Source organism: Streptomyces sp. TAA204 (genome assembly GCF_000424965.1).
The window spans coordinates 283201-307433 of sequence record NZ_AUKW01000002.1; the positions used below are offsets into that span (position 1 = coordinate 283201).

Here is a 24233-nt window from a genome sequence, read left to right on the forward strand (position 1 = left end):
CGGCACCGGAACCGGCAGACGGAAAACCCCAGGTCACAGCACATGACAACGGTGTTCAGCGTCGCGTTGCACCTGCCCACCGGGCGTAGTTGACTTGGCCCTGCCAGGGCGGGCCGCCGGGCGCGGAGCGCCGTCACAGGGGCCTGTGCGCAGGGCGGTACGGCCGACTCGGGAGGCTTGCAGCGATGGGTGCAGGGCACGATCACGCGGGGCCGTCTCCGCAGGCGGGCGGCACCGCTGCCGCCGCGTACCGCAAGCGGCTGCGGATCGCGCTGTGCATCACGCTCACCGTGCTCGTCATCCAGGTCGTCGGCGGGCTGCTCGCCGATTCGCTGGCGCTGCTGGCCGACGCGGGCCACATGGCCACCGACGCGCTCGGGCTGGGCATGGCCCTGCTGGCCATCCACTTCGCCAACCGGCCCGCGACCGAGCGGCGCACGTTCGGCTTCGCCCGCGCGGAGATCCTCGCCGCGCTCGCCAACTGTGTGCTGCTGCTCGGCGTCGGCGGGTTCATCCTCTTCGAGTCGGTCGAACGCTTCATCGATCCGGCACCGACCGACGGTGGTCTCACCCTGGTCTTCGGCGCCGTCGGTCTGGTGGCGAACGTCATCTCGCTCTCCCTGCTGCTGCGCGGCCAGAAGGAGAGCATCAACGTGCGCGGCGCGTTCCTGGAGGTGCTCGCCGACGCCCTGGGCTCGCTGGCCGTGCTGATCTCGGCCGCGGTCGTCACCACGACGGGCTGGCTGCCCGCGGACCCGATCGCGTCCCTGGTCATCGGCGCGATGATCGTCCCGCGGACGCTCAGGCTGGCGCGCGAGGCCCTGGACGTACTGCTGGAGTCGGCGCCGAAGGACGTGAATCTGGCCGAGGTACGCGTGCACATCCTGGAGGTGGACGGCGTCGTCGGGCTGCACGATCTGCATGTGTGGACGATCACCTCCGGCATGCCGGTGCTCTCGGCCCACGTCGTGGTCACGCAGGAGGCGCTGGACTCGGCCGGTCACGAGCGGGTGCTGCACGACCTGCAGTGCTGCCTCGGTGACCATTTCGACGTGGAGCACTGCACGTTCCAGCTCGAGCCGCGCGGACATGCTGCGCACGAAGCGAAGTTGTGCCACTGAGGTGCGGCAGACTGGGCCCACTGCCGAGCGATCCCGACCGAAGGATGGACATGGCGAACAGCGCAGCGGCCCCGATCATGCTCGAGCTGGTCGACGAGGACGGGAAGACGATCGGGACCGCGGAGAAGCTCGCCGCCCATGTGGCACCGGGCCGGCTGCATCGCGCCTTCTCGGTCTTCCTCTTCGACGACGCCGGCCGGCTGCTGCTGCAGCGCCGCGCCCTCGGCAAGTACCACTCCCCCGGTGTGTGGTCCAACACCTGCTGCGGACACCCCTTCCCGGGCGAGACGCCCTTCGCCGCCGCCGCGCGGCGCGTGGGTGAGGAGCTGGGCGTGGCCCCCTGCCTGATGCGGGAGGCGGGCACCGTGCGCTACAACCACCCGGACCCGGCCTCGGGGCTGGTGGAGCAGGAGTACAACCATCTCTTCGCGGGGCTGGTGCGTGACGCCGTGCGCCCGGACCCCGAGGAGATCGCCGAGGTGGCCTTCGTGACCCCCGGGGAGCTGAAGCGCAAGCACGGCGATGAAGCCTTCTCGGCCTGGTTCATGACGGTCCTGGACGCCGCGCGTCCCGCAGCCGGCGAGGTCACCGGCGGGGCCGCGGGCTGGTGAACCCGGCGGCGCTCCGCCGGCCTCCGCGCGCCGCTCGTGGTCCCTCGCTCAGGCCTCCCTCGCTCCGACCCTCGCTCAGGCCTCCCTCGCTCAGACCGAGGGCAGCCGGCGGGGAATGAGGGGGAACGGCAGTTCCGCCCAGACGACCTTGCCGCCGTCGCAGGTCTGTTCCACGTCGCAGACGCCGCCCGCCTCCGAGGTGAGCATCTTGACCAGGAGCAGACCCCGGCCGCCCGTCTGCTCCTGAACGGGGTCGGCCTCCAGCGCCTTCGGCCTGTAGGGGTGGCTGTCCTCGACTGCGACGCGCAGCCAGCCGCCCCGCAGGCGGACCTCCACGCCGATCTCCGGTGAGAGCAGGGCAGCGTGGCGTACGGAGTTGGTGGCCAGCTCGGAGAGGATCAGCAGCAGGTTCTGCAGGATGTCGTCCGGCACGACGCCCTGGCGGCGTACGAGGTCTCGTACGGTGTGCCGCAGTTGCGGCACGGAGGAGTCCAGGGCGGGCGCCGTGAACCTCCAGGTCCCCTCGCAGGGCGGCGCCTCGGCCCGTTCCTTCACCGGCAGCGCGACAGGGGCCTCTCCGCGTGCTCCGGGAGGATGGCTCCCGCGGCTGTCCATCTCCAGCACCCCGCTCTCCTCCGACGTTCTTGCAGATGTACGTGCATGTACGTGTGCATCGAGTGTTGTATGCCAGAGGCCTGATCCCCGGCAGTGACCGCAAGTCGGCACTTATCGATGGCAATTGACAGAAGACTTGCCCGCGGGACGGTTCTCTGACCGAGCTTGCGTCCACCGCTCCCCCGACCGGGCACCACCGCCGGGCTACGATCCGCCCATGGAGCCAGCACAGCCGGCGGAACCCGCACTGATTACGGAGCACGCCGACGGCGTGACGACACTCACCGTCCACAACCCCGCCAGGCGCAACGCCATGACACCCGCCATGTGGCGCGAGATGCCGCCGGTCCTCTCCCGGCTCGCCCGGGAGAGGACCGTGCGGGCGCTCGTCCTCACCGGCGCCGGGCCGACCTTCTGCGCGGGCGCGGACATCACCACGCTGCGCGAGTCGCCCGAGACCTCTCAGGGCCTGGCTGTCGCCGCGGAGGAAGCGCTCGCCGCCTTTCCGAAGCCGACGCTGGCGGCCGTGCGGGGGCACTGCGTGGGCGGCGGCGCCCAGCTCGCCGCTGCCTGCGATCTGCGCTTCGCCGCGCGGGACGCGCTGTTCGGCATCACCCCGGCGAAGCTCGGGATCGTCTATCCGGCCTCCTCCACCGGGCGGCTGGTACGGCTGGTGGGTCCGGCGACGGCCAAGTACCTGCTCTTCTCGGGCGAGTTGATCGACGCCGAGAACGCGCTGCGCACCGGCCTGGTGGACGAGGTGCACCCGCCGGAGGCGCTGGAGGCGCGGGTGCGGCACTTCGCGCAGACTCTGGTCACGCGTTCACAGCTCACACAGACCGCGGCGAAGGAGTTCGCCGACGGGCGGTGCGACGAGGCGCGCGTCGCCCACTGGCAGCGCACGGCACGGGAGAGCGGCGAGGCCGCCGAGGGCGTGGCGGCTTTCATGGAGCGGCGGCAGCCGCACTTCACATGGACACCGTGAAGCGGCGGGGCGGCATGGGAGGAGAGAGTGCGGACCGGTGTGGGGTGGCGCAAGACAGTGTGAGAGGGACGTGAACCCACGGCGGGCGACCCTCCTCCCTGGTATTACTTACCGGTAACGTGTGCTCATGACGTCTCTCCCCGAGCGCGCCGCACGACGGTGCCACCACATGGTCAACCCGATCCACTCGGCCGTGTACTTCTCCCCCGCGCTGGGCAAGGAGCTGGCCCCGTACGGCATCGAGGACCCCAGCGCCGTCTACTTCGCGGGACGCGCCGCTCCTCTCGGCGCGGTGGGTGCCGGAGCGGTCACCGCCACCTTCTACAACTTCAGCCACTCGCTCATCGCACGCTCCCTGCCCGCGGTGTGGGACTCCGCATCACCGGCGACGGTCGTGGCCGCACGACTGCGCGCGGTGGACGCCCTCCTGCGGGAACTGCTGGGCGAGGAGGCCGTGGCCTCACCGCAGATGGCGGAGGCGGCACAGCTCGCGCTGAAGGCCGCAGAGGCGTGCACCCGCCCCGGCAAGCCGCTCTACTCGGCCAACGCCGACCTGCCCGTGCCGGACGCCCCGCATCTCGCGTACTGGCACGCCGCGACACTGCTGCGCGAACACCGCGGCGACGCGCACATCTCCGTCCTGCTCCAGGCCGGACTCGACCCGCTGGAGGCGCTGGCCAGCCACACCGCCAGCGGCCGCGGCATGGCACCCAGGTGGGTGCTGACCACGCGCGGCTACAACCAGAAGGACTGGGCCGGGGCCCAGGACCGGCTGCGGGAGCGGGGGCTGATGGACGCCGAGGGAGAGCTGACCCCTGAGGGCACCGCGCTGCGCAAGGAGCTGGAGAACAGGACCGATGTGCTGGACAGCGCGCCCTACGAACACCTCGGCGAGCGGGGTGTGGAACGGCTGACAGAGCTGGCGTCGGAGTTCTCCGCGGCCGCCGCCGCAGCCGGTGCCTTCCCCGACGACCTGTTCGGCCGGAACTGAGCGGAAGTACGGAACAGCGGGCGGGCACGGCACAGCGCAGGCCCGCACAGAGCCGAGGACCGCGGCAGAACACAGGCGGGCCGGGCGCACACCGGGTCCGCGTCGGAAGTCTTTCCGACGCGGACCCGGTGTGCGCGCCCGCCTGACGGTGCCACCTGCCACAATGCAGGCTCACCGGGGACACCCAGCACCAAGAAGGCGGACCAACGATCGTGACGACGACCATCGAAGGCAGGATCGCCGAGGAACTCGGCGTACGGGAGCGGCAGGTCATGGCCGCGGTCGAGCTGCTCGACGGCGGGTCGACCGTGCCCTTCATCGCGCGCTACCGCAAGGAAGCGACCGAGACGCTCGACGACGCGCAGCTGCGCTCCCTGGAGGAGCGCCTGCGCTATCTGCGGGAGTTGGAGGAGCGGCGCGAAGCGGTCCTGGAGTCCGTACGGTCGCAGGGCAAGCTCGACGAGAAGCTGGAGCAGCAGATCCGGGCGGCCGAGTCCAAGGCTCGCCTGGAGGACATCTACCTGCCCTTCAAGCCCAAGCGCCGTACCAAGGCCCAGATCGCCCGCGAGGCGGGTCTCGAACCGCTGGCCGAGGGACTGCTCGGCGACCCGGGCGTCGAACCGCATGCCGCCGCGGCCGCGTTCGTCGACCCCGACAAGGGCGTCGCCGACACTGCCGCGGCGCTGGAGGGGGCCCGCGCCGTCCTCGCCGAACGGTTCAGCGAAGACGCGGACCTCATCGGCGAGTTGAGGGAGCGCATGTGGCTGCGCGGCCGGCTCGCGTCCACCGTGCGGGAGGGCAAAGAAGAGCAGGGAGCGAAGTTCAAGGACTACTTCGACTTCTCGGAGCCCTTCACCGAGCTGCCCTCGCACCGCGTGCTGGCGATGCTGCGCGGCGAGAAGGAGGAGCACCTCGACCTGACCCTGGTGCCGGAGGAGGCCTCCGAGGGCGAGGCGGAGACCGCGCCCACCTCCTACGAGCGCTCCATCGCCCACCACTTCGGCGTTCGCGACGAGGGCCGGCCCGGTGACGCATGGCTGACCGAGACGGTGCGCTGGGCCTGGCGCACCCGCATCCTGGTGCGTCTCGGGCTCGACCTGAGGCTGCGGCTGCGCACGGCGGCCGAGGACGAGGCCGTCGGTGTCTTCGCCTCGAACCTGCGGGACCTCCTGCTCGCCGCTCCCGCCGGCACCCGCGCCACCCTGGGGCTGGACCCGGGCCTGCGCACGGGCGTGAAGGTCGCCGTCGTCGACGCGACGGGCAAGGTCGCCGCCACGGACACCGTCTACCCGCACGCTCCGCAGAAGCAGTGGGACGAGGCGCTGGCGAAGCTCGCCACGCTGGCGCGGGAACACTCCGTGGAGCTGATCGCGATCGGCAACGGCACGGCCTCCCGCGAGACGGACAAGCTCGCCGCCGAACTGATCGCGCAGCAGCCCGGGCTGAAGCTGACGAAGGTCATGGTCTCCGAGGCGGGCGCCTCCGTCTACTCCGCCTCGGCCTTCGCCTCGCAGGAGCTTCCCACGCTGGACGTCTCCCTGCGCGGAGCGGTCTCCATCGCCCGGCGGCTGCAGGACCCGCTCGCCGAACTGGTCAAGATCGACCCGAAGTCGATCGGTGTCGGCCAGTACCAGCACGACCTGTCGGAGGTGAAGCTCTCCCGCTCGCTGGACGCCGTCGTGGAGGACTGCGTCAACGGCGTCGGTGTCGACGTCAACACCGCCTCGGCACCCCTGCTCTCCCGCGTCTCCGGTATCGGAACGGTCCTCGCGGAGAACATCGTCGCCCACCGCGACGGCAACGGCCCGTTCAAGAGCCGCCGCGAGCTGAAGGACGTGGCACGCCTGGGCCCCAAGGCGTACGAGCAGTGCGCGGGCTTCCTGCGCATCCGGGAGGGCGAGGACCCGCTGGACGCCTCCAGCGTCCACCCCGAGTCCTACCCGGTGGTGCGCACGATGGTGAAGTCCGCCTCGACGGACGTGCCCACGCTCATCGGCAACACGACGCTGCTGCGCTCTCTCGACCCGAAGGACTTCGTGGACGAGGCCGTCGGCCTGCCCACCGTCACCGACATTCTCCGGGAGCTGGAGAAGCCCGGCCGCGACCCGCGTCCCGCTTTCCGCACGGCGACGTTCAAGGAGGGCGTGGAGAAGCTGGGCGACCTGGAGCCGGGCATGGTGCTGGAGGGCGTCGTCACGAACGTCGCCGCGTTCGGGGCCTTCGTGGATGTGGGGGTCCACCAGGACGGTCTGGTGCACGTCTCCGCGATGTCGAAGACCTTCGTGAAGGACCCGCGTGACGTGGTCAAGCCGGGCGACATCGTGAAGGTGAAGGTGCGGGAGGTCGACGCCTCCCGGAAGCGGATCTCGCTGACGCTCCGGCTGGACGACGAGGCCGCCTCCGGCGGTCCGGGCACGGGCGGCGGGACGGACGCCGGGGGAACCGGCGGCGGACGCCGCCGCAAGGGCGGTGCGGACCGGCCGCCCCGTCCGCGTCAGGGTGCGCCGGGTCAGGGCTCGGGCAGGCAGGGCCCGGACAAGCAGGACGGCGGCAGGCAGGGCTCGGGCAAGCAGGGCGGTGGCAGGCAGCAGGGCGGCAGCGGGCGCGGCGGCCAGCAGCGCCGGGACGCCGCTCCGGCCAACAACGAGATGGCCGAGGCCCTGCGCCGCGCGGGTCTGCTGCGCGAGGACGGCAAGCGCTGAGAGACGGCGGGCCGCTTCCCCCGGGGGAGCGCCCCCGGGGGAGCGGCCCGCGCGCGTGTGACCGGCGGGCGGCGCGGGCGCCCACGGGTGACGGCCTCCGGCTCCCGCGGTCCGCTCTCAGCCCTCGCGTTCGGTCACGGTGCCGTCCGCCACCTCGACGCGGCGCGTCGTGTGCACGGCCTCCAGCATGCGGCGGTCGTGCGTGACGAGCAGCAGTGTGCCCTCGTAGGACGCCAGCGCCGACTCGAGCTGTTCGATGGCGGGCAGGTCGAGGTGGTTCGTCGGCTCGTCCAGCACGAGCAGGTTCACGCCCCGGCCCTGCAGCAGCGCCAGGGCCGCGCGGGTCCTCTCGCCCGGCGAGAGGGTCGCGGCGGGACGCAGCACGTGGCGGGCGGTGAGGCCGAACTTGGCGAGCAGCGTGCGTACGTCGGCGGGTTCCAGCCCCGACGCGTCGCGGAACGCCTCGGCCAGGGCCTCCTCGCCGTGGAAGAGCGCGCGTGCCTGGTCGACCTCGCCCACCACGACGCCCGCGCCCAGCGAGGCGGCACCCGCGTCGGGAGGCAGCCTGCCCAGCAGCGCGGCGAGCAGAGTGGACTTGCCCGCGCCGTTCGGCCCCGTGACGGCGACGCGGTCGCGCCAGTCGATCTGCAGGTCCACCGGGCCCAGCCGGAAGGTGCCGCGCCGCACTTCGGCGCCGCGCAGCGTGGCGACGACCGAACCGGAGCGCGGTGCTGCCGCGATCTCCATGCGCAGCTCCCACTCCTTGCGGGGCTCGTCCACCACGTCCAGCCGTTCGATCAGCCGCTGCGTCTGGCGGGCCTTGGCGGCCTGCTTCTCCGTCGTCTCGATCCGCGCGTTGCGCCCGATCTTGTCGTTGTCGGACATCTTCCGCCGGGCGTTGCGCACGCCCTTGTCCATCCAGCCGCGCTGCTGCCGGGCCCTGGTCTCCAGTCCTTGGCGGAGACGGTCGTACTCCTCGTACTCCTCGCGGGCGTGCCTGCGGGCCCTCTCGCGTTCGTCGAGGTAGGAGGAGTAGCCGCCGCCGTAGTGGCGCACCTGCTGCTGTGCGAGGTCGAGTTCGAGGACACTGCCCACGGTGCGGGCCAGGAACTCCCGGTCGTGGCTGACCACCACGGTGCCCGCCCGCAAGCCGCCGACGAACGTCTCCAGGGTGCGCAGTCCGTCCATGTCCAGGTCGTTGGTCGGCTCGTCCAGCAGGAAGACGTCGTAGCGGCTCAGCAGCAGGGAGGCGAGTGACGCCCGTGCGGCCTGGCCGCCGGACAGGGCACTCATCGGACGGTCCGGGCCGGCGTCCAGTCCGAGCCGGCCGGTGACCTCCGCGGATCGTTCCGTGAGGTCGGCGGCACCCAGGGCCAGCCAGCGCTCGAGTGCGAGCGAGTAGGCGTCCTCGGCTCCGGCACGGCCTTCCTCGAGCGCACGGGTGCTCTCGTCGAGGGCGGACTGGGCCGCCGCGACCCCCGTTCGGCGTGCGAGGAATCCGCCGACGGTCTCGCCGGGGCGGCGCTCCGGCTCCTGCGGCAGGAATCCCGCGGTGGCGGCCGGCGGGCTGAGCGTCACGGTCCCCTCCTGAGGTTCCGCCAGGCCGGCGAGCATCCGCAGCAGGGTGGACTTGCCCGCGCCGTTGGCCCCGACGAGGCCGACGACGTCTCCGGGCGCGACGACGAGGTCGAGACCGGCGAAGAGGGACCGCTCACCGTGGCCGGCGGCGAGGGACTTGGCGACAAGAGTGGCGTGCACAACGGCCGATCGTATGCCCGTGCCGGGGGCGGGTGCCGTGAATTCCGGCCGGGTCACTCCCCGGCGTCCGTCGCCACCTCCATCGCGTACGCGCGAACGTCGGGCACGTCGTGGCGGCGCACCTCGCGCAGGAACTCCCGCCAGGGTTCCCTCCAGCCGCCGCTGCCCTGGTTGACCGCGTCGGCCAGCGTCACCGCCAGCAGTCCGCTCGCCTGCCCGCCGTCGGCGGCGAGGTCACGCGCCACGGGCAGCAGCCGTTCCCGTTCGCTGCCCGGCCGGCGAACGGGTCGCAGGAAGCGGCGCAGTTCGTCGGCGGTGCGCCAGGCCAGCCCCGGCCGGAGCGAGTGCAGGCCGGCGATGCCCCGCAGTTGCTTGCCGAGCGTCTCGGCGTCGGCGTCCAGGTGGACGGCCGTGCTGAGGAGGCGGGCCGCCAGCGGCACCAGCTCCTCGTGCGCGGCGAGCAGTACGCCCGTCTGGCCGGCCGGGTGCCGGGCGGCGCGGCGGTCGCGTGCCCCGCGGCCGAGGGTGAGCGCGATGTGTTCGATGCGGCGCCGCGCGGGCCGGTCCCGGTCGGGCCGGGCGTCGGGGGTGTCCGGCTCCGCGTCGGCCTCGATGAGCCTGGTCATGACCCGGTCCAGGGTCTGGACGGTCTCGGGCAGGGTGATGACGAGCTCGACCAGCCCCTCGGCGGCCTGCCTCCAGGTACCGCGGTCGGACAGGTCCGTCACGGCGGCGGAGAGGACGTCCGCGGCCTCGGGCGCCCACGGCGCCCACGGCGCGAGCGAGGCGTAGACGGCTTCGGCGACCTCCCGGTCCTCGACGTCGCACAGACCGGTCACCAGGCTCGCGTAACGCTCGCGGTGCCGCTCGGGCAGCTCCAGGGGGGAGATGCGCAGCAGTGCGTGACGCAGTACGGGCTCGCCCCGGGCGGCCGACTCGGCGAGCTTCCATGCCCGTTCGTCGTCCAGGAGCGAGGGGGCGCACGCGACGCACGCCGCACGTACGTCCTCGTGCTGTCCGGGCGATTCGTAGGCGGCGAGCAGCAGTTCGGCCGCCTCGGCGGGCGGCATGCACTCCGCGGCGATCCGGACGGCCTCCTTGCGGGCGGCGGTCGCCGGGCCGCCCGACGGGATGTCCGGTGCACCGGGTGCACCAGGCTGATCGGGCTGGCCGGGCCGGTCCTGCCCCGGCACCGCCGCCTCGGCGTCGCCCGGCCGGGGCAGCAGCAGCCCCCGCAGCACCTCCGACATCTGCGCCGGGGCGGTGTGGCGGCAGGCCCGCGCCAGCGCGGGGACAGCGGCACTGGCGCGCTTGTCACCGGTGTGCGCGAGCAGCAGGGGCAGCGCCTCGCCGGGCCGTTCGGTCCGTACGAGCGCGGTCAGCGCGGCCTCCGCCAGTTCGGCCTCGTCCGCGACGGCGTCGTTGACCCACATGCGCAGCTCTCGCGCGCCCTCACCGGGAATGTGGGCGAGCTGAGCCAGTGCGGCCACGCGCCGGTGCATGGGGCCGGCCTCGTCGTCCACCTCCTTCGCCAGCACCTGCAGGGCGGCGCGGTGCTGGCGCGGCAGCCAGCGGGCGGCGGCCCGGCCGACGGGGAGCGGCGGTCGGCGGCTGCCCGGGGCGAGGAAGCGCCCGTAGGGAGGGGTGGGGGCCAGCACAGGGTCGAGCAGGTCGGTGCGCCGGCGGGCGATCGTCCGTGACACGGCGGGCAGCAGGGCGGCGGACGCGTCGAAGGCGAGCACATCCGCCGCGCGCCCGTCGCGGGTGCGCGGGTCCGCCAGCCACAGCTCCACGGCGGTGCGCGCTGTGGCCTCGTCGCCGAACTGCACGGCCTGGCGCAGCAGTTCCTGCAGTTCGTCCATGCCTCCGGCGCGCCGTCCCACAGCGCGGGCGAGCGCGAAGGTCAGGCCGTGGTCGACGTTCTCCGCGCCCGCCTCCAGCCAGTACCGCAGCGCCTCGTGGACGGCGTGCTCCTGCCCGTGCCGCAGCGTACGGTCCAGGCGTCCCAGGTCGGCGCCGCCGGTGTTGCCCGAGAGCCGCACGATCGTGCGCAACGCCCAGCCGACCAGGCCGCGTTCGGCGCCGGCGGCATGCTCGCGCAGCAGCGACTGGGCCAGGCGGGCCAGGGCGTCACGCGTCCCGGGCGAGGAGTCGGCAGCCTGGATGGCCTCGGTGGCGACCCGGTCGAGGTGGTCGGCGGCGTCGTCGTTCAGCAGCCCGGGGGGCAGCTTCGCGAGGGCGGCGAGCGCGGCGCACCGTACGGGGTCCTGCTCGTCGCGCAGTCGCTCCATGTCGGCGAGCAGGGCGGTGACGGGGGCGGTGTCACCGCCGTAGCGGGCGGCGGTGCAGGCGGCGTGACGGATCAGCAGCGGCCATGCGCGGGCACGGTCCTCCGCCGCGGGACGGCGGGTCGCGGCGGCCAGCTCCTCGCGCGCGGCCTCCTCGGGCAGGTGGGCCAGGGCGGACATGACGGCCGTCCAGTGCTCCTCGCGCTCGCGTGCCCGCTGCGCCGTGCGGCGGGCCTCGTCCTCGCGGCGGCCGTGCGGCAGCGCGTCGAGCACGTCCTCGTCGAGGACTTCGCGTGCGGTCTCCTCCTCGTCCGTCACGGCGTCGTAGAAGGCCGCGCGGCGGCTGGGCGGCAGCGCGCGCAGCAGCTCGGCGAAGCGGCCGGGGCACACGCTCCAGGCGCGCCCGAGTTCCTCCAGCCCGGCGGGCGCCGCCTGCGCCAGGCGGCGCAGCACGGACGGAGGCAGCCCGCGTTCGGCGAGCACCCCTGCCTGTTCGGGTGCGAGGAGGAGCCGCAGCGTACGGGCGGGGTCCGCGGCGACCAGCTGCCCCAGCCGGAACCACAGCTCGGGCGTGAGCGGGCCGCGTTCGCGGTGGCGCTCCAGCAGGTCCAGTATGCGCCGCGGCTTGTCGGCGGCCGTGCGGGCGATGCCCGGTCCGTACCGCCGCCACCAGTCCTCGCGCAGTACCGGGGGCAGTTCGTCCAGCTGCCGTTCGGCCTCGGCCAGCAGCGCGACGGGGTGCAGCCGGGCGAGCGTCCGCCAGGAGGTGACCGCGTGGAAGAGCCCCGGCAGCAGCCGCAGGACCGTCTCTCCGCCGCACCCGGGCAGCAGCCGCGCGGCCTCGGCGTCGCCCCAGCGGTTGCGGACCACGTCGATCAGCCCGTCGGCGAGCCCGGTGCGGCCGCCGCGCACGATGGTGCGCAGCAGTTCGGCGCGGACGGCGGCGGGTGCGTTGTGCAGCGCCGCAAGCAGCGCGTCGTCGCTCACGGCGCCGGAGGGCGGCAGGGCGGCGCGCTGGGCGTGGCCGCGGATGAAGGCGTCGGGGTGGGCGAGGCGGGCGGCGAGGTGATCGCTTGCCCCGCCGGCGCAGGCGGCCACGACCGCCAGCCGCTGACCGTGGATGCCGTGCTGCTCGAGTCCGTCCAGCAGCCCTGCCAGCTCCTCCCGTTCGGCGCTGCGTGCCCTGGCGGCGACCTGCCGCATGCGCTCGGGATGGGCGAGCGGGTCGAGTGCGTCGAGGAGTTCGGTGGCGGCTGCACGGGACATGACGGGGATTGTGCCCGCTGACCGTGCGGTGTGCGAGGGGATCTCCGCGGGATGTGCAGGAAGTGAGTGTATTTCGTGGCCGGACGGTCCCCGTTGTCCGCGCGCAGGCACCGCGCGGGTGCGGCGCTCCGGCCGGTAGCGTCGCGGTATGGATGATGTGATCGTGGTGGGCGGCGGCGTGGCCGGACTGACGACGGCCGTGCTTCTGGCCGAACGGGGCCTGGGCGTAAGGGTGCTGACCCGCGGCGACGACTCGCGCAGCGCGTCTGCGGTCTCGGGCGGCCTGTGCTGGCCCTACCGCATCGAGCCGAGGGAACGGGCCGTCCAGTGGGCGCTGCGCTCGTTCCGCAACTTCGCGTGGCTGGCCGAGACGCCCTCGCTGACGGGGGTGCGGCTGGTGCGCGGCAGCCTTGCGGAGGCGGGCGGCGAGCCACCGGAGTGGCTGTCGCTCGTCGACTCGCCGCCGCGCACTCCCCTTGTCGACATGCGGACCTATCTCCCTTATCTGCGGGGACGGTTGACGGCTGCCGGCGGCCGCTGCGAGCAGCACGAGCTGGCGTCGCTGGCCGAGGCGTCCGCCCTGGCCCCCACCGTCGTCAACTGCAGCGGGCTCGGCGCCCGTGAACTGGCCGGGGACTCCGGCATGCGCCCGGTGCGCGGCCAGATCGTCGTCGTGGACAACCCCGGCATCGAGGAGTGGCACCTGGCCGCCCCGGGCCCGGACGCCGCCGAGACCGCCTACGTCCTCCCCCAGCCGTACGGGCTGCTGCTGGGCGGCACCGCCGAGGAGGACGCAGAGGACCTCACACCCGACCCGGCCGTCACCGAGGGCATCGTGGGCCGCTGCGCCCGCATCCACCCGGAACTCGCCCGCGCCCGGGTCCTCGAGGAGCGGGTGGGGCTGCGCCCGTACCGCTCCAGTGTGCGGCTGGAGACGGAGCGGCTGCCGGGCGGCGCCCTGTGCGTGCACAATTACGGGCACGGCGGGGCGGGGGTGACGGTCTCCTGGGGCTGTGCGCTCGAAGCGGTGCGGCTGCTGGACGCAGCGCAGGAGGCGCCGTAGACACACGGCTGCGGGCGGAGTACACACCCTTCAGCGGAAGAAATGGCATCTGCCGTGCCCCGCAAGGGAGTTGGAGGACTCGTGCGTCTCAGATCCACCGTCACGGCCGCCGTCGCGGCCGCCCTCACGCTGGCTGTCCCGGCCTCGGCCGCCGAGCCCTCGCCGGGCGCGCCCGGGGCCGGCGACCCCTACTATCCGGCCTACGGCAACGGCGGCTACGACGTCTCCCACTACGACCTGCGTCTGAAGTACCGTCCGAAGACCGACGAGTTGACGGGCACGGCGACGCTCCTCGCGGAGACGACCCAGGAACTGAGCCGCTTCAACCTGGACTTCGCGCTCGATGTGAAATCCGTCCACGTCAACGGCCGCAAGGCCGCGGTGGAGACCTCCGGCGCGCACGAGGTGGAGGTGACCCCGTCCCGGCCGCTCGCCGACGGTGAGGACTTCACCGTCGTCGTCCGCTACGCGGGCGTCCCCTCAAAGGTCGAGGTGGACGGCTTCACCTCCTGGCACCGCACTCCGGACGGTGCCGTCGCCGCCAACGAGCCCGAGTCGGCGTGGTGGTGGTTCCCCGGCAACGACCACCCCAGCGACAAGGCGACGTTCGACGTCAGCGTCTCCGTGCCCGAGGGCTACCAGTCGCTCAGCAACGGCAAGCTGGTCTCCGAACGCCCGGAGGGCGGGTGGGTCCGCTCCCACTGGCGTTCCGACAAGCCGCAGGCCACCTATCTCGCGACGCTCGCCGTGGGCAGGTTCGAGCTGACCGGGAGCACCACCGAGAGCGGCATCCCCGTCGTCAACGCCTACAGCGAGGAGTTGGGTGACGAGGCCGGGGCGGCCCGCGCGAGCGTCGAGCGCACCGCCGAGATCACCGACTGGCTGGAGGGCGTCTTCGGCCCCTACCCGTTCGGCTCCGTCGGCGGCTTCGTGCCCGACACAGGCGTGGGTTTCGCGCTGGAGACGCAGACCATGGCCTTCTACGGCAACGAGCGCTTCAAGAAGGGCTCGGACGTCTCCGTCGTCGTACACGAGGTCGCACACCAGTGGTACGGCGACAGCGTGTCCCTGGAGCGGTGGCAGGACATCTGGCTCAACGAGGGCTTCGCCACGTACGCGTCGTGGCTGTGGTCGGAGAAGGAGGGCGAGGGCACGGCACAGGAACTGGCCGACCACGTCTACGACTCCCACCCCGCCGACGACGAGTTCTGGAAGGTGAAGCCGGGCGATCCCGGCCCGGACAACCAGTTCCACAGGGCGGTCTACGACCGTGGCGCGATGGCGGTGCAGGCGCTGCGCAACGAGATCGGCGACGAGGACTTCTTCGCCGTGCTCAAGGGCTGGCCGACCGAACGCGCCCACGGCAACGCCCGGTTGCGTGACTTCGTGAGCTACGCGGAGAAGGTCTCCGGCAAGCCGCTCTCCCCGCTCTTCGACACCTGGCTCTTCACTGCCTCCAAGCCCGGTGAGTCCACGGCCGGCACGAAGCGGCACGGCGGTGACGGCCGGCCGCCGCCGGAGTCGTGGCAGGAACTGGGCAGGGCTCACACCACTCACCCGCACTGACGGATCACCCGCGCCGACGGCCGCGCAGGCAGGCCGGGACGGAGTACGGCCCGGCTCCCGGAGCAGGACGCGCTGCGGGAGCCGGGCCGTGAGTGCCCAGCGGGCCGGGCAGACGACTCAGGCGTTGCCCGGCGGGACCGGCTTGATCAGGGCGAAGGTGCCGCCCTGCGGGTCCTGAAGGACGGCCATACGGCCCGCCATCATGTCGAAGGGCGGCACGAGCACGGAGCCGCCCGCCCTGATCAGGGCGTCGACGGTGCTGTCGGTGTCGTCGATGGCGAAGTACGTCATCCAGTGCGAGGGCGTACCGGGCGGCGAGTTCTCCAGCCCCTGCATGCCGCCGACCGTCCGGCCGGCCGCGTTGAGGGCGAAGTAGCCCGGCGCGCCCTCCATCGTGGTGGTCTCGACGCCCAGGGCCGGGTAGAAGGTCCCGGCGGTCTCCACGTCCGAGGTGTTGAGTTCGCTCCAGATCACGGCGCCGTGTTCGTTGACGACCTGCGAGCCGGTGAACTTCCTGGCCTCCCACAGTCCGAAGACGGCGCCCGTGGGGTCGGCGGCCACGGCCATCCGGCCCAGGTCCATCACGTCCATGGCCGGTGCCATCACGGTGCCGCCCCTCTCCGTGACGGCCCGGGTGGCGGCCTCGGCGTCGTCCGAGGCCAGATACACCGTCCACGCAGCCGGCGGGGTGGGACCTCCGTCCGGGGATGCCGAGGACCCGATGCCGGCCACGGGCTTGCCGTGCAGGGTGCAGACGGTGTAACCGGCGGTCTCCGGGGGCCCGGCTTCTGCCTGCCAGCCGAACAGGTCGCGGTAGAAGTCGAGTGCCGCCTGCTGGTCGGGGACCATCAGATCGACCCAGCAGGGGACGCCTGGTTCGTAACGGCCGGTTACCTCGGACATGGACGGCTCCTTAGCGGTACGCGGTGCCGCCACTGTGCCGAGGGGCGTGCGGTCAGCGGTTCCCGCCACGCCGCCGTCGGCCCGTGCCCGCCGGGAAATTCACCCGCGTCCCCGGGCGCGGGGTCCGGCCGTCGCCGTGACGGAGCGGCGCCCGGACCTGGCGCGGACCGGCGCGAGGACGGTGCGGACCGGCGCGGACCTCAGCCGCCGCGCGTGCCTTCCCGGTACGCCTTGCGGGCCTCGTACGCCGTCGGCAGATACCGCATCCGCTCCGGCAGCCGTGGCACGGTCATGCGCACCAGCCGGCACAGCCGCCTCAGCCGGCGCTCCTGCCGCCGCGTCCAGGGCAGTGCGAGAGCGGCGCGCGCGTCCGGAGGCATCATGCCGATGGTGACGAAGCGCCGGAAACGGACGAAGGGCGGCAGCAGCGCGGGCCACAGCAGCCGAGCGAGGAGGCGCACCGCGCGCGGACCGCGGTCGGGCGGCGGCACGGGCCGGTCGGTGGCGACCAGCTCCCCCACGACGAGCGTGTGCTCCAGCTCCTCGGAGAGCATCCGCCGGTAGTACGGCCAGAACTCCTCCACGGTCCGCGGCATGTCACTCTCGTGGATGCCCAGGACGCGGCCGACCCGGAGCCACTCCGCGTACAGCCGGCGCTCCTCGTCCCGGGTGTAGGGGCGGCTTCCGAGGTAGCGCTGGGCGTGCCGGTAGACGGGGAAGCCGGTGGCGTGCACCCAGGCGTAGTTGGCCGGGGTCAGCGCGTGGTACCGGCGGCCGTGCGCGTCGACGCCCTCGATCGTCCGGTGCAGCCTGCGCAGGCGGCGTCCCTCCTCGGCGGCCCTCTCACCGCCGTACACCCACAGTTGCACGCTTCTCAGCGAACGCTCGCCGCGGCCCCACGGGTCGGTTCGGAAGACGGAGTAGTCGTCGACCCCGGCGCTGACGGCCGGGTGCGCGACCTGCATGGTCAGCGCCGCCGGCAGTGTCAGCAGCATCCGGATCTCGCCCGCCAGGTCCCACAGCATGCCGCCCGGAGGGGGCGGCTGCGGCCCCTCGCGGACGGTGCGGCCGCTCTCGCTGTTCTCGCTGCTCTCGCTGCTCACCTTGTTCATGATGCTCCCGGCCCTCTCCGTGCGCCCGGGTGACCGGACCGTTCGGCACCCAGCCCTGCGCGCTCCCCTCCAGCGGTCCGCAGGGCAACCCGCATCCTCCCGGCCGACGCCCCTGTGCGCCGCTCCCGGCCCGTACGGAGGAACCGGCCGCCGCCACCAGGTCCCGGCCGGCGGGACCCGGCAGGACGCACGCGACGCACACAGCAAAGGGCCGCCGCGGTGATCCGCCTGGCCGGGGCCCGTCACGCACGCTGACGCCTCCGGTGGCGCAGCGAGTGGGCAGGGTGGCCCTGCTGGTGGACGGCCACCTCGGCGGCGAGGGAGGCGACCGCGCGGCCGAGGCCGTCCCGTGGGGCGAGATGTCGAACGCGGCCGCGTCACCGACTCGCCCGTCCGGCCACGGAGTTGGAGTGGCCTCGGCCCCTGCCTCTCGAATGCCGCTCGAATGCCGCTCGACATTGCCGAACGGTGTGCTGCCGGTGCGATGCGGAGCCGGCCAGGCTCTTCCCACGCGAGGCATCAGTGGCCAGACTGAACACAGGAGAACTGGCCAAGCACGCCGCCTCGGAAGGCATGCAAATGATGGGCGGTTACGGCAATGCGGCCGAATACGACATGGAACGGCATTCGCGAACCGCGGTGGTCTCCACCGCCCACGGGGGTACGAGTGAGGCCCGACGGGACGTCGTCGGCGGGAGTTGCGCTCCCGGACACCGTCCCCGGCCAGGGAGCGGATCCGAACAGCCGGATGTGGGTGGTCCTTTGATCAGTCGTTTTTCGGCCTGCGGCTTTAAATGATCGGTCACTCCCCTATATTGGTGCGGCGCTGATCGGCCTGTCGCGGCTCACCCCCCTCCCTGCCCGGACCTGTCCACAAGGACCCTGATTGATGACCCCCGATACCTCCCCACCGTCCAAACCCTCCGCCCACGGGGCCGCGGCCCGTGGTGCCGAGGCGCCGCCGAGAACGGGGACGGGCACGTCCGCCGCCCTGCTGATATCCCTGCTCCTCACAGGCCCGGCCTGTCTGCTCGCCGTGTACCAGGCGCCGCAGGCCCTGCGGCCGGAGGTCGCGTGGGGCAGCGGCGCGGCAGCCGTGGCGCTGAGCATCGCGGTCGCGCTGGCGGTGCGGGGCATCCTCGTCGGGCGCCGGCTGCGAGAGGTCATCAAGCACAAGGACGAGCAGGCGGACGCGGAACGGGCGGTGGCCGCGCACTTCGCGGACGTCACCGTACCGATCCTGGTCGAGCGGCTGCGCTCCGGCGCCTCCGCGCAGACGGCGCTCGCCGCCGTACCGACCGTCGCGAACAACACCCACCAGCGGGTGCTGCTCTCCCTGGCCAACGAGGTGCACCGCGGTGAGAGCCTGCGCGCCTCCGCGATGGCCGCCTGCGCCAACGCGGCGAGCCGGGTGCAGGCCCTGGCGACCAGCATGGCCGCCGATCTGCGCGAGATGGAGCACAAGTACTCCGACGAGGAGGTCCTCGGCGACCTTCTGCACCTGGACCACCGCACGGCGCAGACGGGGCGGCTCGCGGACTCCATCGCGGTGCTGACCGGCGCCCGTTCGGGACGGCGCTGGGCCAAGCCCATCGTGATGGAGAGCATCCTGCGCGGCGCGATGGGCCGCATCAGCGGCTACCAGCGAGTGCGCCTGCACTCGTCGTGCGAACTGGCCGTCGCCGGGCACGCGGCCGAAGGCGTGATGCACGCACTGTCCGAACTGATGGACAACGCGGCCAACTTCTCCCCTCCCACTTCCGAGGTGCACGTCTACGTCGAGGAGGCGTCGGCCGGAGTCATCATCACCGTCGAGGACGGCGGGCTCGTCATGGGAGAGGTCGCGCTGCAGCGCGCGCAGCAGGCCGTATCGGCGGAGTCCCTCGACCTGACCAACCTCTCCGGCACCCGGCTCGGCCTGGCCGTGGTGGGGCGCCTGGCCCGCAAGCACAACCTCTCGGTCTCCTTCCGGCCTTCCGCGCACGGAGGCACCGGGGTGCTGCTGATGATCCCGCAGACCCTCGTCACCCAGCCCAAGAGGGAGAGCCAGAACATGACGCGCGAGAGCGCCGCCGCACCGGCCTCCCCCTCGGGCGTGACCGGCCGTGCGGAGCGGCAGCCGCTGCGTACGGGCACGGAGCGCGCGGCGGAGGCCCCCGCGCCCGCCCCGGAGTCCCCGCCCGCCGGAGGCAGCCCGCTGCCCCGGCGCGAGCGTGCCGGGAGCACACCCGCTGCCTCCTCTTCCGCCTCAGCTCCCGCGGCCTCCTCCGCACCCGCCGCGCCGTCCGCCTCCTCCGGCCCCGACCCGCTCCCCACCCGGGAGCCCTCCCCCGAACACGCCCCCGCCGCGGAGACGGGAGGCGGGCTGCCCAAGCGGCGCCGCGGACAGACCCTTGCCGCGGCCGAGCAGCGTGCGGCCTCCCCTACGGCCGGCCGGGCAGCGGAGCCCGCCAGGTCGGCCGAACAGTCCGGCTCCCGGTTCGGCGCGTTCCGCCGTGCCGTGCAGGGCGGAACGCCCGCCCAGGAGCACGAAAGCGACGACGCTTCCTCCGTATCCCCCTCCCGCTCCTCGTCCCGCCCGGAGGACAACACCGAATGATCACCGACGGCAAGCTCGACTGGCTGCTGGAGAGTCTGCTGCGACGGACACCGGGCGCCCGGCACGCCCTGGTCCTGTCCAGGGACGGACTCAAGCTGTGCAGCTCCTCCGACCTCGATGCCGACCAGGCCGACCAGCTGGCCGCCATCTCCGCGGGTATCCAGAGCCTCTCCCACGGAGCCTCCGTGGAGTTCGGCAACGGCAGCGGCGGCGTGCGCCAGGCGATGGCCGAGTTCTACGGCGGCATCCTCTTCGTCGTGGAGGCCGGCTCCGGCGCCCACCTCGCCCTCGTGGCGACGGAGGACTCCGACGTCGGCCTCATCGGCCACAACATGAACGAACTCGTCGAGCAGCTCAGCGAGTACCTCACCACGCCTCCCCGTCAGCAAGACGAGAGCAGAGACCCCGCGTGAAGCGGCCGGGCCGGGATGACGACCCGGACCGGCTGTACACCGTGACGGGTGGACGCAGTCGGTCCAACTCGGATGCGTTCGACCTGGTGACCCTGGTGGTCAGCGAGTGCGAGCCGGCCACCGGCATGCAGTCGGAGCACGCCGCCATCCTGCGGATCTGCCGGTCTCCCACGGCGGTCGTGGAGATCGCCTCGGACCTCGGCCTGCCGGTGAGCATCGTCCGGATCCTGCTGGGCGATCTGCACGCCGCGGGCCGGATCACGGCCCGCCATCCGCGTACGACAGCCACTGCGGATCAACTCCCCGATCCCGAAATCCTGAAGCAGGTGCTCGTTGGACTCCGCAACCTCTGACATCCCGGGAACCCGCCCGCCGCTGCGCAGCACCGCCGAGAACGGTCTCAAGATCGTCATCGTCGGGGGTTTCGGCGTGGGCAAGACCACGATGGTGCGTTCCGTCAGCGACATCCGCCCCCTCAACACCGAGGAGACGATGACGCGGGCGGGAGAGGGAGTCGACGACCTCACCGACGTGCAGAGCAAGACAACGACCACCATCGCCTTCGACTTCGGGCGGATCAGCCTCAACGACACCACCGTGCTGTACCTGTTCGGGGCACCCGGCCAGGAGCGCTTCTGGTTCCTGTGGGACCGGCTCTTCACGGGCACGCTCGGCGCGGTGGTACTCGTCGACACCCGCAGGCTCGTCGACTCCTGGTACGCCATCGACCGGCTGGAACAGCACGGCATGCCCTTCATCGTGGCCCGCAACGACTTCGGCGGCCCCCACTACTCGGGCGAAGAGGTGCGCGAAGCGCTCGACCTGTCCGAGGACATCCCGCTCATCGAGTGCGACGCGCGCTCCCGTGCCTCCAGCAAGGAGGTGCTCATCACCCTCGTCAATCACCTCTACGACCTCTCGTCCTCCGCCAGGAAGAGCGCACCATGACGACGCCGACGCCGCACCCGGCTCCCGGCCGGTCGTCGCCGGACGGGACCGCGGCACCCGCGGACTGTCCGGAACACACCGGCGCCGTGGCCATGTTCGGGCCCGGCTTCATCGACGGTGACCGCGCCCGGCTCTACCGCGAGATGCGCGCGCAGCACGGTCCGCTCGCTCCCGTGACACTCCTCGGTGACGTGCCCGCGTGGCTGGTGCTGGGCTATCGCGAGCTGCACCAGGTCACCGCCGACCCCGCCCTGTTCACCCACGACTCCTCCGTGTGGAACATGTGGGACCGGATACCGCCGGACTGGCCGCTGATGCCGATGGTGGGCCGTCAGCCCTCGATCCTCTACGAGGTCGGCGACCGTCACCGGCGCCGCTCCGCTCTCGTCAGCGACTCCCTCAGCGGGGTCGACCCGTTCGAACTGCGCACCCACACCGAGCAGTACGCGGACGCGCTGGTCGACGGCTTCTGCGGACGTGCGGAAGCCGATCTGGTCGCCGAGTACGCCAAGCAGCTCCCCACCCTCATCCTCGCCCGCCTCTACGGCTTCAGCGACGAGGACAGCGCCGCGCTGCTGCCCGGCATCAACGCGGTGGTCGACGGCGCCCAGGGCGCGCTGGAGGGCCGCCGGCACATCCAGCAGACCATGGGGGCGCTGTTGCGCTCCCGCGCCATCACCCCCGCCGCCGACGTCACCACGCGGATGCAGACACACCCCAACTCCGGGGAGTTCTCCACGGAGGAGCTCCTCGAGGACATGATGGTGGCCTTCATCGCGGGCCATCAGCCGACCGCGGACTGGATCGGCAACTCGCTGCGGCTGATGCTCACCGACGACCGCTTCGCCGCCTCCCTCGGCGGCGGCCGGCACAGCGTCGGCGAGGCGATGAACGAGGTGCTGTGGGAGGACACGCCCTCCCAGAACATCGCGGGCCGCTGGGCCACCCGCGACACCCAGCTCGGGGGCAAGCACATCCGCAGCGGCGACCTGCTCGTCCTCAGCTTCGCCGCGGCCAACCACGACCCCCAGGTCCGCCCGGACCAGAGCGCGTTGACCGGAGGCAACAGCGCCTTCTTCTCCTTCGGCCACGGCAGTCACCGCTGCCCCTACCCGGCCCAGGAGATCTCCGAGGGCATCGCGCGTACGGGCATCGAGGTGCTGCTTGACCGGCTTCCGGACCTCGATCTCGCCGTGGCGCCGGAGGAGTTGACGTGGCGGCCCTCGCCGTTCCTGCGCGGTCTGGAGTCCCTGCCGGTCACCTTCACCCCCACCACAGCGCTGAGGGAGATGAGATGACGTCGTCTCCGTCCATGGGTACGGCTGCGCTGCTGGGCCCCGCCGCCGGGGGCGGTCCGCCGCCGGCGCCGCACGCGCACCGCCGCGGGCTGCTGTGGAGTCTCACTCCCCGGGCGGCCCCTTCCGCGCGTACAGCTCCTCGATGAGGTGACCGTACTTCTCCCTTACGGCCACCCGGCGCAGCTTCAACGACGGCGTCAACTCCCCCGTCTGCGGCCCCCACTCCTCCCCGAGGAGGCGGTGCTTCCTGACCCGTTCGGAACGGTCGAGGCGGGCGTTGGCCGCCTCGACGGCACGGTCGACCTCGGCGAGGACAGCGGGGTGGCGGGCCAGGTCCGCACAGGCGCCGAGGCCGTTCGCCGCCGCCCAGGCGGGCGCCGCACCGGCGTCGAGGACCAGCAGCGCGACGAGGTGGGAGCGGCCGTCCCCGTGCACGAACGCCTCCCCGACCAGGGGGTGTTCCTTGAGTGTGTTCTCGACGAGCGCGGGAGAGACGTTCTTGCCGGTGGAGGTCACGATGATCTCCTTCTTCCGGCCGGTCAGCCACAGGAAGCCCTCGTCGTCGATCCGTCCGATGTCGCCCGTGGCGAACCAGCCCTCCTCGTCCGTGGCCGGCTCCACCGAACCGTCCGCGCGCAGATAGCCGTCGAAGACGGTGGCGCCGCGCACCTCGATCTCGCCGTCCGCGGCGGTACGCAGCTCAAGACCTTCGATCGGCCTGCCGACGGAGCCGAGGCGGAACGCGCCGGGGCTGTTGGCGGTTGCGACGCCCACCGTCTCCGTCAGCCCCCAGGCATCCATGATCACGATGCCCAGGCCCGTCCAGAACCGTACGACGTCCGGCGGCATCGGCGCCGACGCGCTCGCGGTCCACACCAGGCGGTCGAACCCCGCCACGGCCAGCAGCGGGTCCAGCACGTCGTGCTTGACGCGCTCGTAGGAGGCCGCCAGTTCCACGGGGGGCTCCTCCCCACGCTCGCGGTGTCCGGCGTACGCGCGGGCCACGTCCCCCGCCTTCTCGACCGACTCGCGCTGCTCCCCGGGCAGTTGTGCGAGCGCGGCCCGTACGGACGCGGCCAGCCTCTCCCACACACGCGGCACCCCGAAGAACTGCGCGGGACGCAACTGGCGTGCCGTCGCTGCGACTTGCGCGGGGTCCGCGCACAGGTGGACGTGCGAGGCGCGGAGGAGGGGAAGGTAGATGCCCAGCATCCGCTCGGCGATGTGCGCGAAGGGAAGGTATGAGATGTGCTCGACGTGGTCGGGCAGTTCGACGACGGCGTCGAGCGAGAGGCCGTTGAGCACGATGTTGCGATGGGTCACCACGACACCCTTCGGGTCGCCGGTGGTGCCGGAGGTGTAGACGACGGTGACGGGGTCGGTGGCGCGCACGGCACGCCAGGTGCTCTCGAAGTTCCTGCTCTCGCGCGCCCCGGCGACGCTCTCGTAAGGGATGTGCGCTCCGTCCGGCGCCTGGTCCACGACGACCAGGCGCGCCGTCGGCGGCTCCCGGGTCGCGAGGGCGGCGGACTCGACGACGGCGAGCCGGGCGCGGCTGTGCCGGGCGATGTGCTCGATCTGCGCGGGCGCGGCGGTGCCGTGGACGGAGACCGGTACGGCACCGAGGTGGACGAGGGCGAGGTCGGTCAGCCAGTGTTCGGGACGGTTGCCCATCATCATCAGGACGTGATCGCCGCGCCCGACCCCGAGCCCTGCGAGCCCGGCGGCGAGACGGGCGACCCGCGCCCTGACTCCGGACCAGGTCAGGGTGGTCCAGCCCGCTGTGCCCGGCTCCTGCCAGGACAGGGCGGGCAGGTCGGCGTGATCCTCGGCGTTGCGTAACAGCAGTGCGGGGACGGTGAGTTCGGCGGGGTCGGCTGCGGGCAGCCGCAGGCTGGCGGTCATGACGGCCTCCGGAGGGGTTGCGGACGTGCCGGGAGACGCGCCCCGATACGGGCGCGCTTTCGGGAGCGGAAGAAGTCTCCCGGGGGCGT

Annotated in this window: 19 protein-coding genes; 13 read left to right on the top strand and 6 right to left on the bottom strand. The window is 72.7% G+C overall.

The window, feature by feature from the left end; translation table 11 throughout:
* Positions 1–185 precede the first annotated feature (185 nt).
* Both H343_RS0104040 and idi read left to right on the top strand, forming a co-directional pair.
* Positions 186–1121 (top strand): cation diffusion facilitator family transporter, encoded by a 936-nt coding sequence (locus H343_RS0104040; protein ID WP_028430082.1) that lies wholly within the window; start codon positions 186–188, stop codon positions 1119–1121.
* Positions 1122–1171: 50 nt separating this feature from the next.
* Positions 1172–1732 (top strand): isopentenyl-diphosphate Delta-isomerase, encoded by a 561-nt coding sequence (gene idi, locus H343_RS0104045; RefSeq protein WP_078504992.1) that lies wholly within the window; start codon positions 1172–1174, stop codon positions 1730–1732.
* 90 nt (positions 1733–1822) lie between these two features.
* Here idi and H343_RS0104050 read toward each other — a convergent pair whose 3' ends face one another.
* A complete protein-coding gene (locus H343_RS0104050; protein ID WP_037902511.1) occupies positions 1823–2347 on the bottom strand; it encodes an ATP-binding protein in 525 nt (174 codons plus the stop codon).
* Between the two features lie 217 nt (positions 2348–2564).
* Here H343_RS0104050 and H343_RS0104055 point away from each other — a divergent pair, with 217 nt between their 5' ends.
* The 3 genes from H343_RS0104055 to H343_RS0104065 all read left to right on the top strand — a co-directional run bounded on the left by H343_RS0104055 (position 2565) and on the right by H343_RS0104065 (position 7025).
* Complete coding sequence (locus tag H343_RS0104055; protein ID WP_028430085.1) at positions 2565–3332, top strand: enoyl-CoA hydratase/isomerase family protein; 768 nt, start codon at positions 2565–2567, stop codon at positions 3330–3332.
* Positions 3333–3459: 127 nt separating this feature from the next.
* The gene (locus H343_RS0104060) at positions 3460–4323 is read left to right on the top strand and encodes an SCO6745 family protein (RefSeq protein ID WP_028430086.1); all 864 of its coding nucleotides are present in this window, start codon (positions 3460–3462) and stop codon (positions 4321–4323) included.
* A gap of 212 nt (positions 4324–4535) precedes the next feature.
* On the top strand, positions 4536–7025 hold the full coding sequence (locus H343_RS0104065) for a Tex family protein (protein ID WP_028430087.1): 2490 nt from the start codon (positions 4536–4538) through the stop codon (positions 7023–7025).
* 117 nt (positions 7026–7142) lie between these two features.
* Here H343_RS0104065 and H343_RS0104070 read toward each other — a convergent pair whose 3' ends face one another.
* Both H343_RS0104070 and H343_RS0104075 read right to left on the bottom strand, forming a co-directional pair.
* On the bottom strand, positions 7143–8783 hold the full coding sequence (locus tag H343_RS0104070) for an ABC-F family ATP-binding cassette domain-containing protein (RefSeq protein WP_028430088.1): 1641 nt from the start codon (positions 8781–8783) through the stop codon (positions 7143–7145).
* A 53-nt stretch (positions 8784–8836) separates the two neighbouring features.
* A complete protein-coding gene (locus tag H343_RS0104075; RefSeq protein ID WP_037902301.1) occupies positions 8837–12337 on the bottom strand; it encodes a hypothetical protein in 3501 nt (1166 codons plus the stop codon).
* Between the two features lie 148 nt (positions 12338–12485).
* Here H343_RS0104075 and H343_RS0104080 point away from each other — a divergent pair, with 148 nt between their 5' ends.
* Together H343_RS0104080 and H343_RS0104085 are read left to right on the top strand one after the other, a co-directional pair.
* Positions 12486–13400, top strand: a complete 915-nt coding sequence (locus H343_RS0104080; protein WP_028430090.1) for an FAD-dependent oxidoreductase — start codon at positions 12486–12488, stop codon at positions 13398–13400.
* 81 nt (positions 13401–13481) lie between these two features.
* A complete protein-coding gene (locus H343_RS0104085) occupies positions 13482–14966 on the top strand; it encodes a M1 family metallopeptidase (protein WP_028430091.1) in 1485 nt (494 codons plus the stop codon).
* 117 nt (positions 14967–15083) lie between these two features.
* Here H343_RS0104085 and H343_RS0104090 read toward each other — a convergent pair whose 3' ends face one another.
* Together H343_RS0104090 and H343_RS28820 are read right to left on the bottom strand one after the other, a co-directional pair.
* Positions 15084–15869 carry a VOC family protein gene (locus tag H343_RS0104090; RefSeq protein WP_028430092.1) on the bottom strand — a complete coding sequence of 262 codons (786 nt, stop codon included), beginning with the start codon at positions 15867–15869 and terminating at the stop codon, positions 15084–15086.
* A 200-nt stretch (positions 15870–16069) separates the two neighbouring features.
* Positions 16070–16894 (bottom strand): oxygenase MpaB family protein, encoded by an 825-nt coding sequence (locus H343_RS28820; protein ID WP_486586796.1) that lies wholly within the window; start codon positions 16892–16894, stop codon positions 16070–16072.
* 555 nt (positions 16895–17449) lie between these two features.
* Between H343_RS28820 and H343_RS33865 the strand changes: the two genes are divergently transcribed.
* From H343_RS33865 to H343_RS0104120, 6 genes are all read left to right on the top strand, one after another.
* On the top strand, positions 17450–17779 hold the full coding sequence (locus H343_RS33865; protein WP_486586777.1) for an acyl-CoA dehydrogenase family protein: 330 nt from the start codon (positions 17450–17452) through the stop codon (positions 17777–17779).
* A gap of 91 nt (positions 17780–17870) precedes the next feature.
* The gene (locus H343_RS0104100) at positions 17871–19580 is read left to right on the top strand and encodes an ATP-binding protein (RefSeq protein ID WP_078504995.1); all 1710 of its coding nucleotides are present in this window, start codon (positions 17871–17873) and stop codon (positions 19578–19580) included.
* Entirely contained in the window at positions 19577–19993 is a 417-nt protein-coding gene (locus H343_RS0104105) for a roadblock/LC7 domain-containing protein (protein WP_028430094.1), read from the top strand. Before H343_RS0104100 ends, H343_RS0104105 begins: the two co-directional genes overlap by 4 nt.
* Positions 19990–20346: a DUF742 domain-containing protein gene (locus H343_RS0104110; RefSeq protein WP_028430095.1), complete on the top strand. Its 357-nt coding sequence runs from the start codon at positions 19990–19992 to the stop codon at positions 20344–20346. Before H343_RS0104105 ends, H343_RS0104110 begins: the two co-directional genes overlap by 4 nt.
* Complete coding sequence (locus H343_RS0104115; protein WP_028430096.1) at positions 20327–20941, top strand: ATP/GTP-binding protein; 615 nt, start codon at positions 20327–20329, stop codon at positions 20939–20941. Before H343_RS0104110 ends, H343_RS0104115 begins: the two co-directional genes overlap by 20 nt.
* Entirely contained in the window at positions 20938–22239 is a 1302-nt protein-coding gene (locus H343_RS0104120) for a cytochrome P450 (protein WP_028430097.1), read from the top strand. The genes H343_RS0104115 and H343_RS0104120 overlap by 4 nt, the downstream gene beginning before the upstream one ends.
* Before the next feature lie 102 nt (positions 22240–22341).
* Here the strand turns inward: H343_RS0104120 and H343_RS0104125 are convergent, their stop codons facing one another.
* Positions 22342–24144, bottom strand: coding sequence for an AMP-dependent synthetase/ligase (locus tag H343_RS0104125; RefSeq protein WP_028430098.1), 1803 nt, complete (start codon positions 24142–24144; stop codon positions 22342–22344).
* Positions 24145–24233: the final 89 nt, after the last annotated feature.

Coding starts and splice junctions, on each gene's coding strand:
- H343_RS0104105 (WP_028430094.1), top strand. CDS start 19,577: ATGATCACCGACGGCAAGCTCGACTGGCTGCTGGAGAGTCTGCTGCGA.
- idi (WP_078504992.1), top strand. CDS start 1,172: ATGGCGAACAGCGCAGCGGCCCCGATCATGCTCGAGCTGGTCGACGAG.
- H343_RS0104125 (WP_028430098.1), bottom strand. CDS start 24,144: ATGACCGCCAGCCTGCGGCTGCCCGCAGCCGACCCCGCCGAACTCACC.
- H343_RS0104100 (WP_078504995.1), top strand. CDS start 17,871: ATGACCCCCGATACCTCCCCACCGTCCAAACCCTCCGCCCACGGGGCC.
- H343_RS0104050 (WP_037902511.1), bottom strand. CDS start 2,347: ATGGACAGCCGCGGGAGCCATCCTCCCGGAGCACGCGGAGAGGCCCCT.
- H343_RS0104090 (WP_028430092.1), bottom strand. CDS start 15,869: ATGTCCGAGGTAACCGGCCGTTACGAACCAGGCGTCCCCTGCTGGGTC.
- H343_RS0104055 (WP_028430085.1), top strand. CDS start 2,565: ATGGAGCCAGCACAGCCGGCGGAACCCGCACTGATTACGGAGCACGCC.
- H343_RS0104060 (WP_028430086.1), top strand. CDS start 3,460: ATGACGTCTCTCCCCGAGCGCGCCGCACGACGGTGCCACCACATGGTC.
- H343_RS28820 (WP_486586796.1), bottom strand. CDS start 16,894: ATGCTGTGGGACCTGGCGGGCGAGATCCGGATGCTGCTGACACTGCCG.
- H343_RS0104040 (WP_028430082.1), top strand. CDS start 186: ATGGGTGCAGGGCACGATCACGCGGGGCCGTCTCCGCAGGCGGGCGGC.
- H343_RS0104080 (WP_028430090.1), top strand. CDS start 12,486: ATGGATGATGTGATCGTGGTGGGCGGCGGCGTGGCCGGACTGACGACG.
- H343_RS0104075 (WP_037902301.1), bottom strand. CDS start 12,337: ATGTCCCGTGCAGCCGCCACCGAACTCCTCGACGCACTCGACCCGCTC.
- H343_RS0104120 (WP_028430097.1), top strand. CDS start 20,938: ATGACGACGCCGACGCCGCACCCGGCTCCCGGCCGGTCGTCGCCGGAC.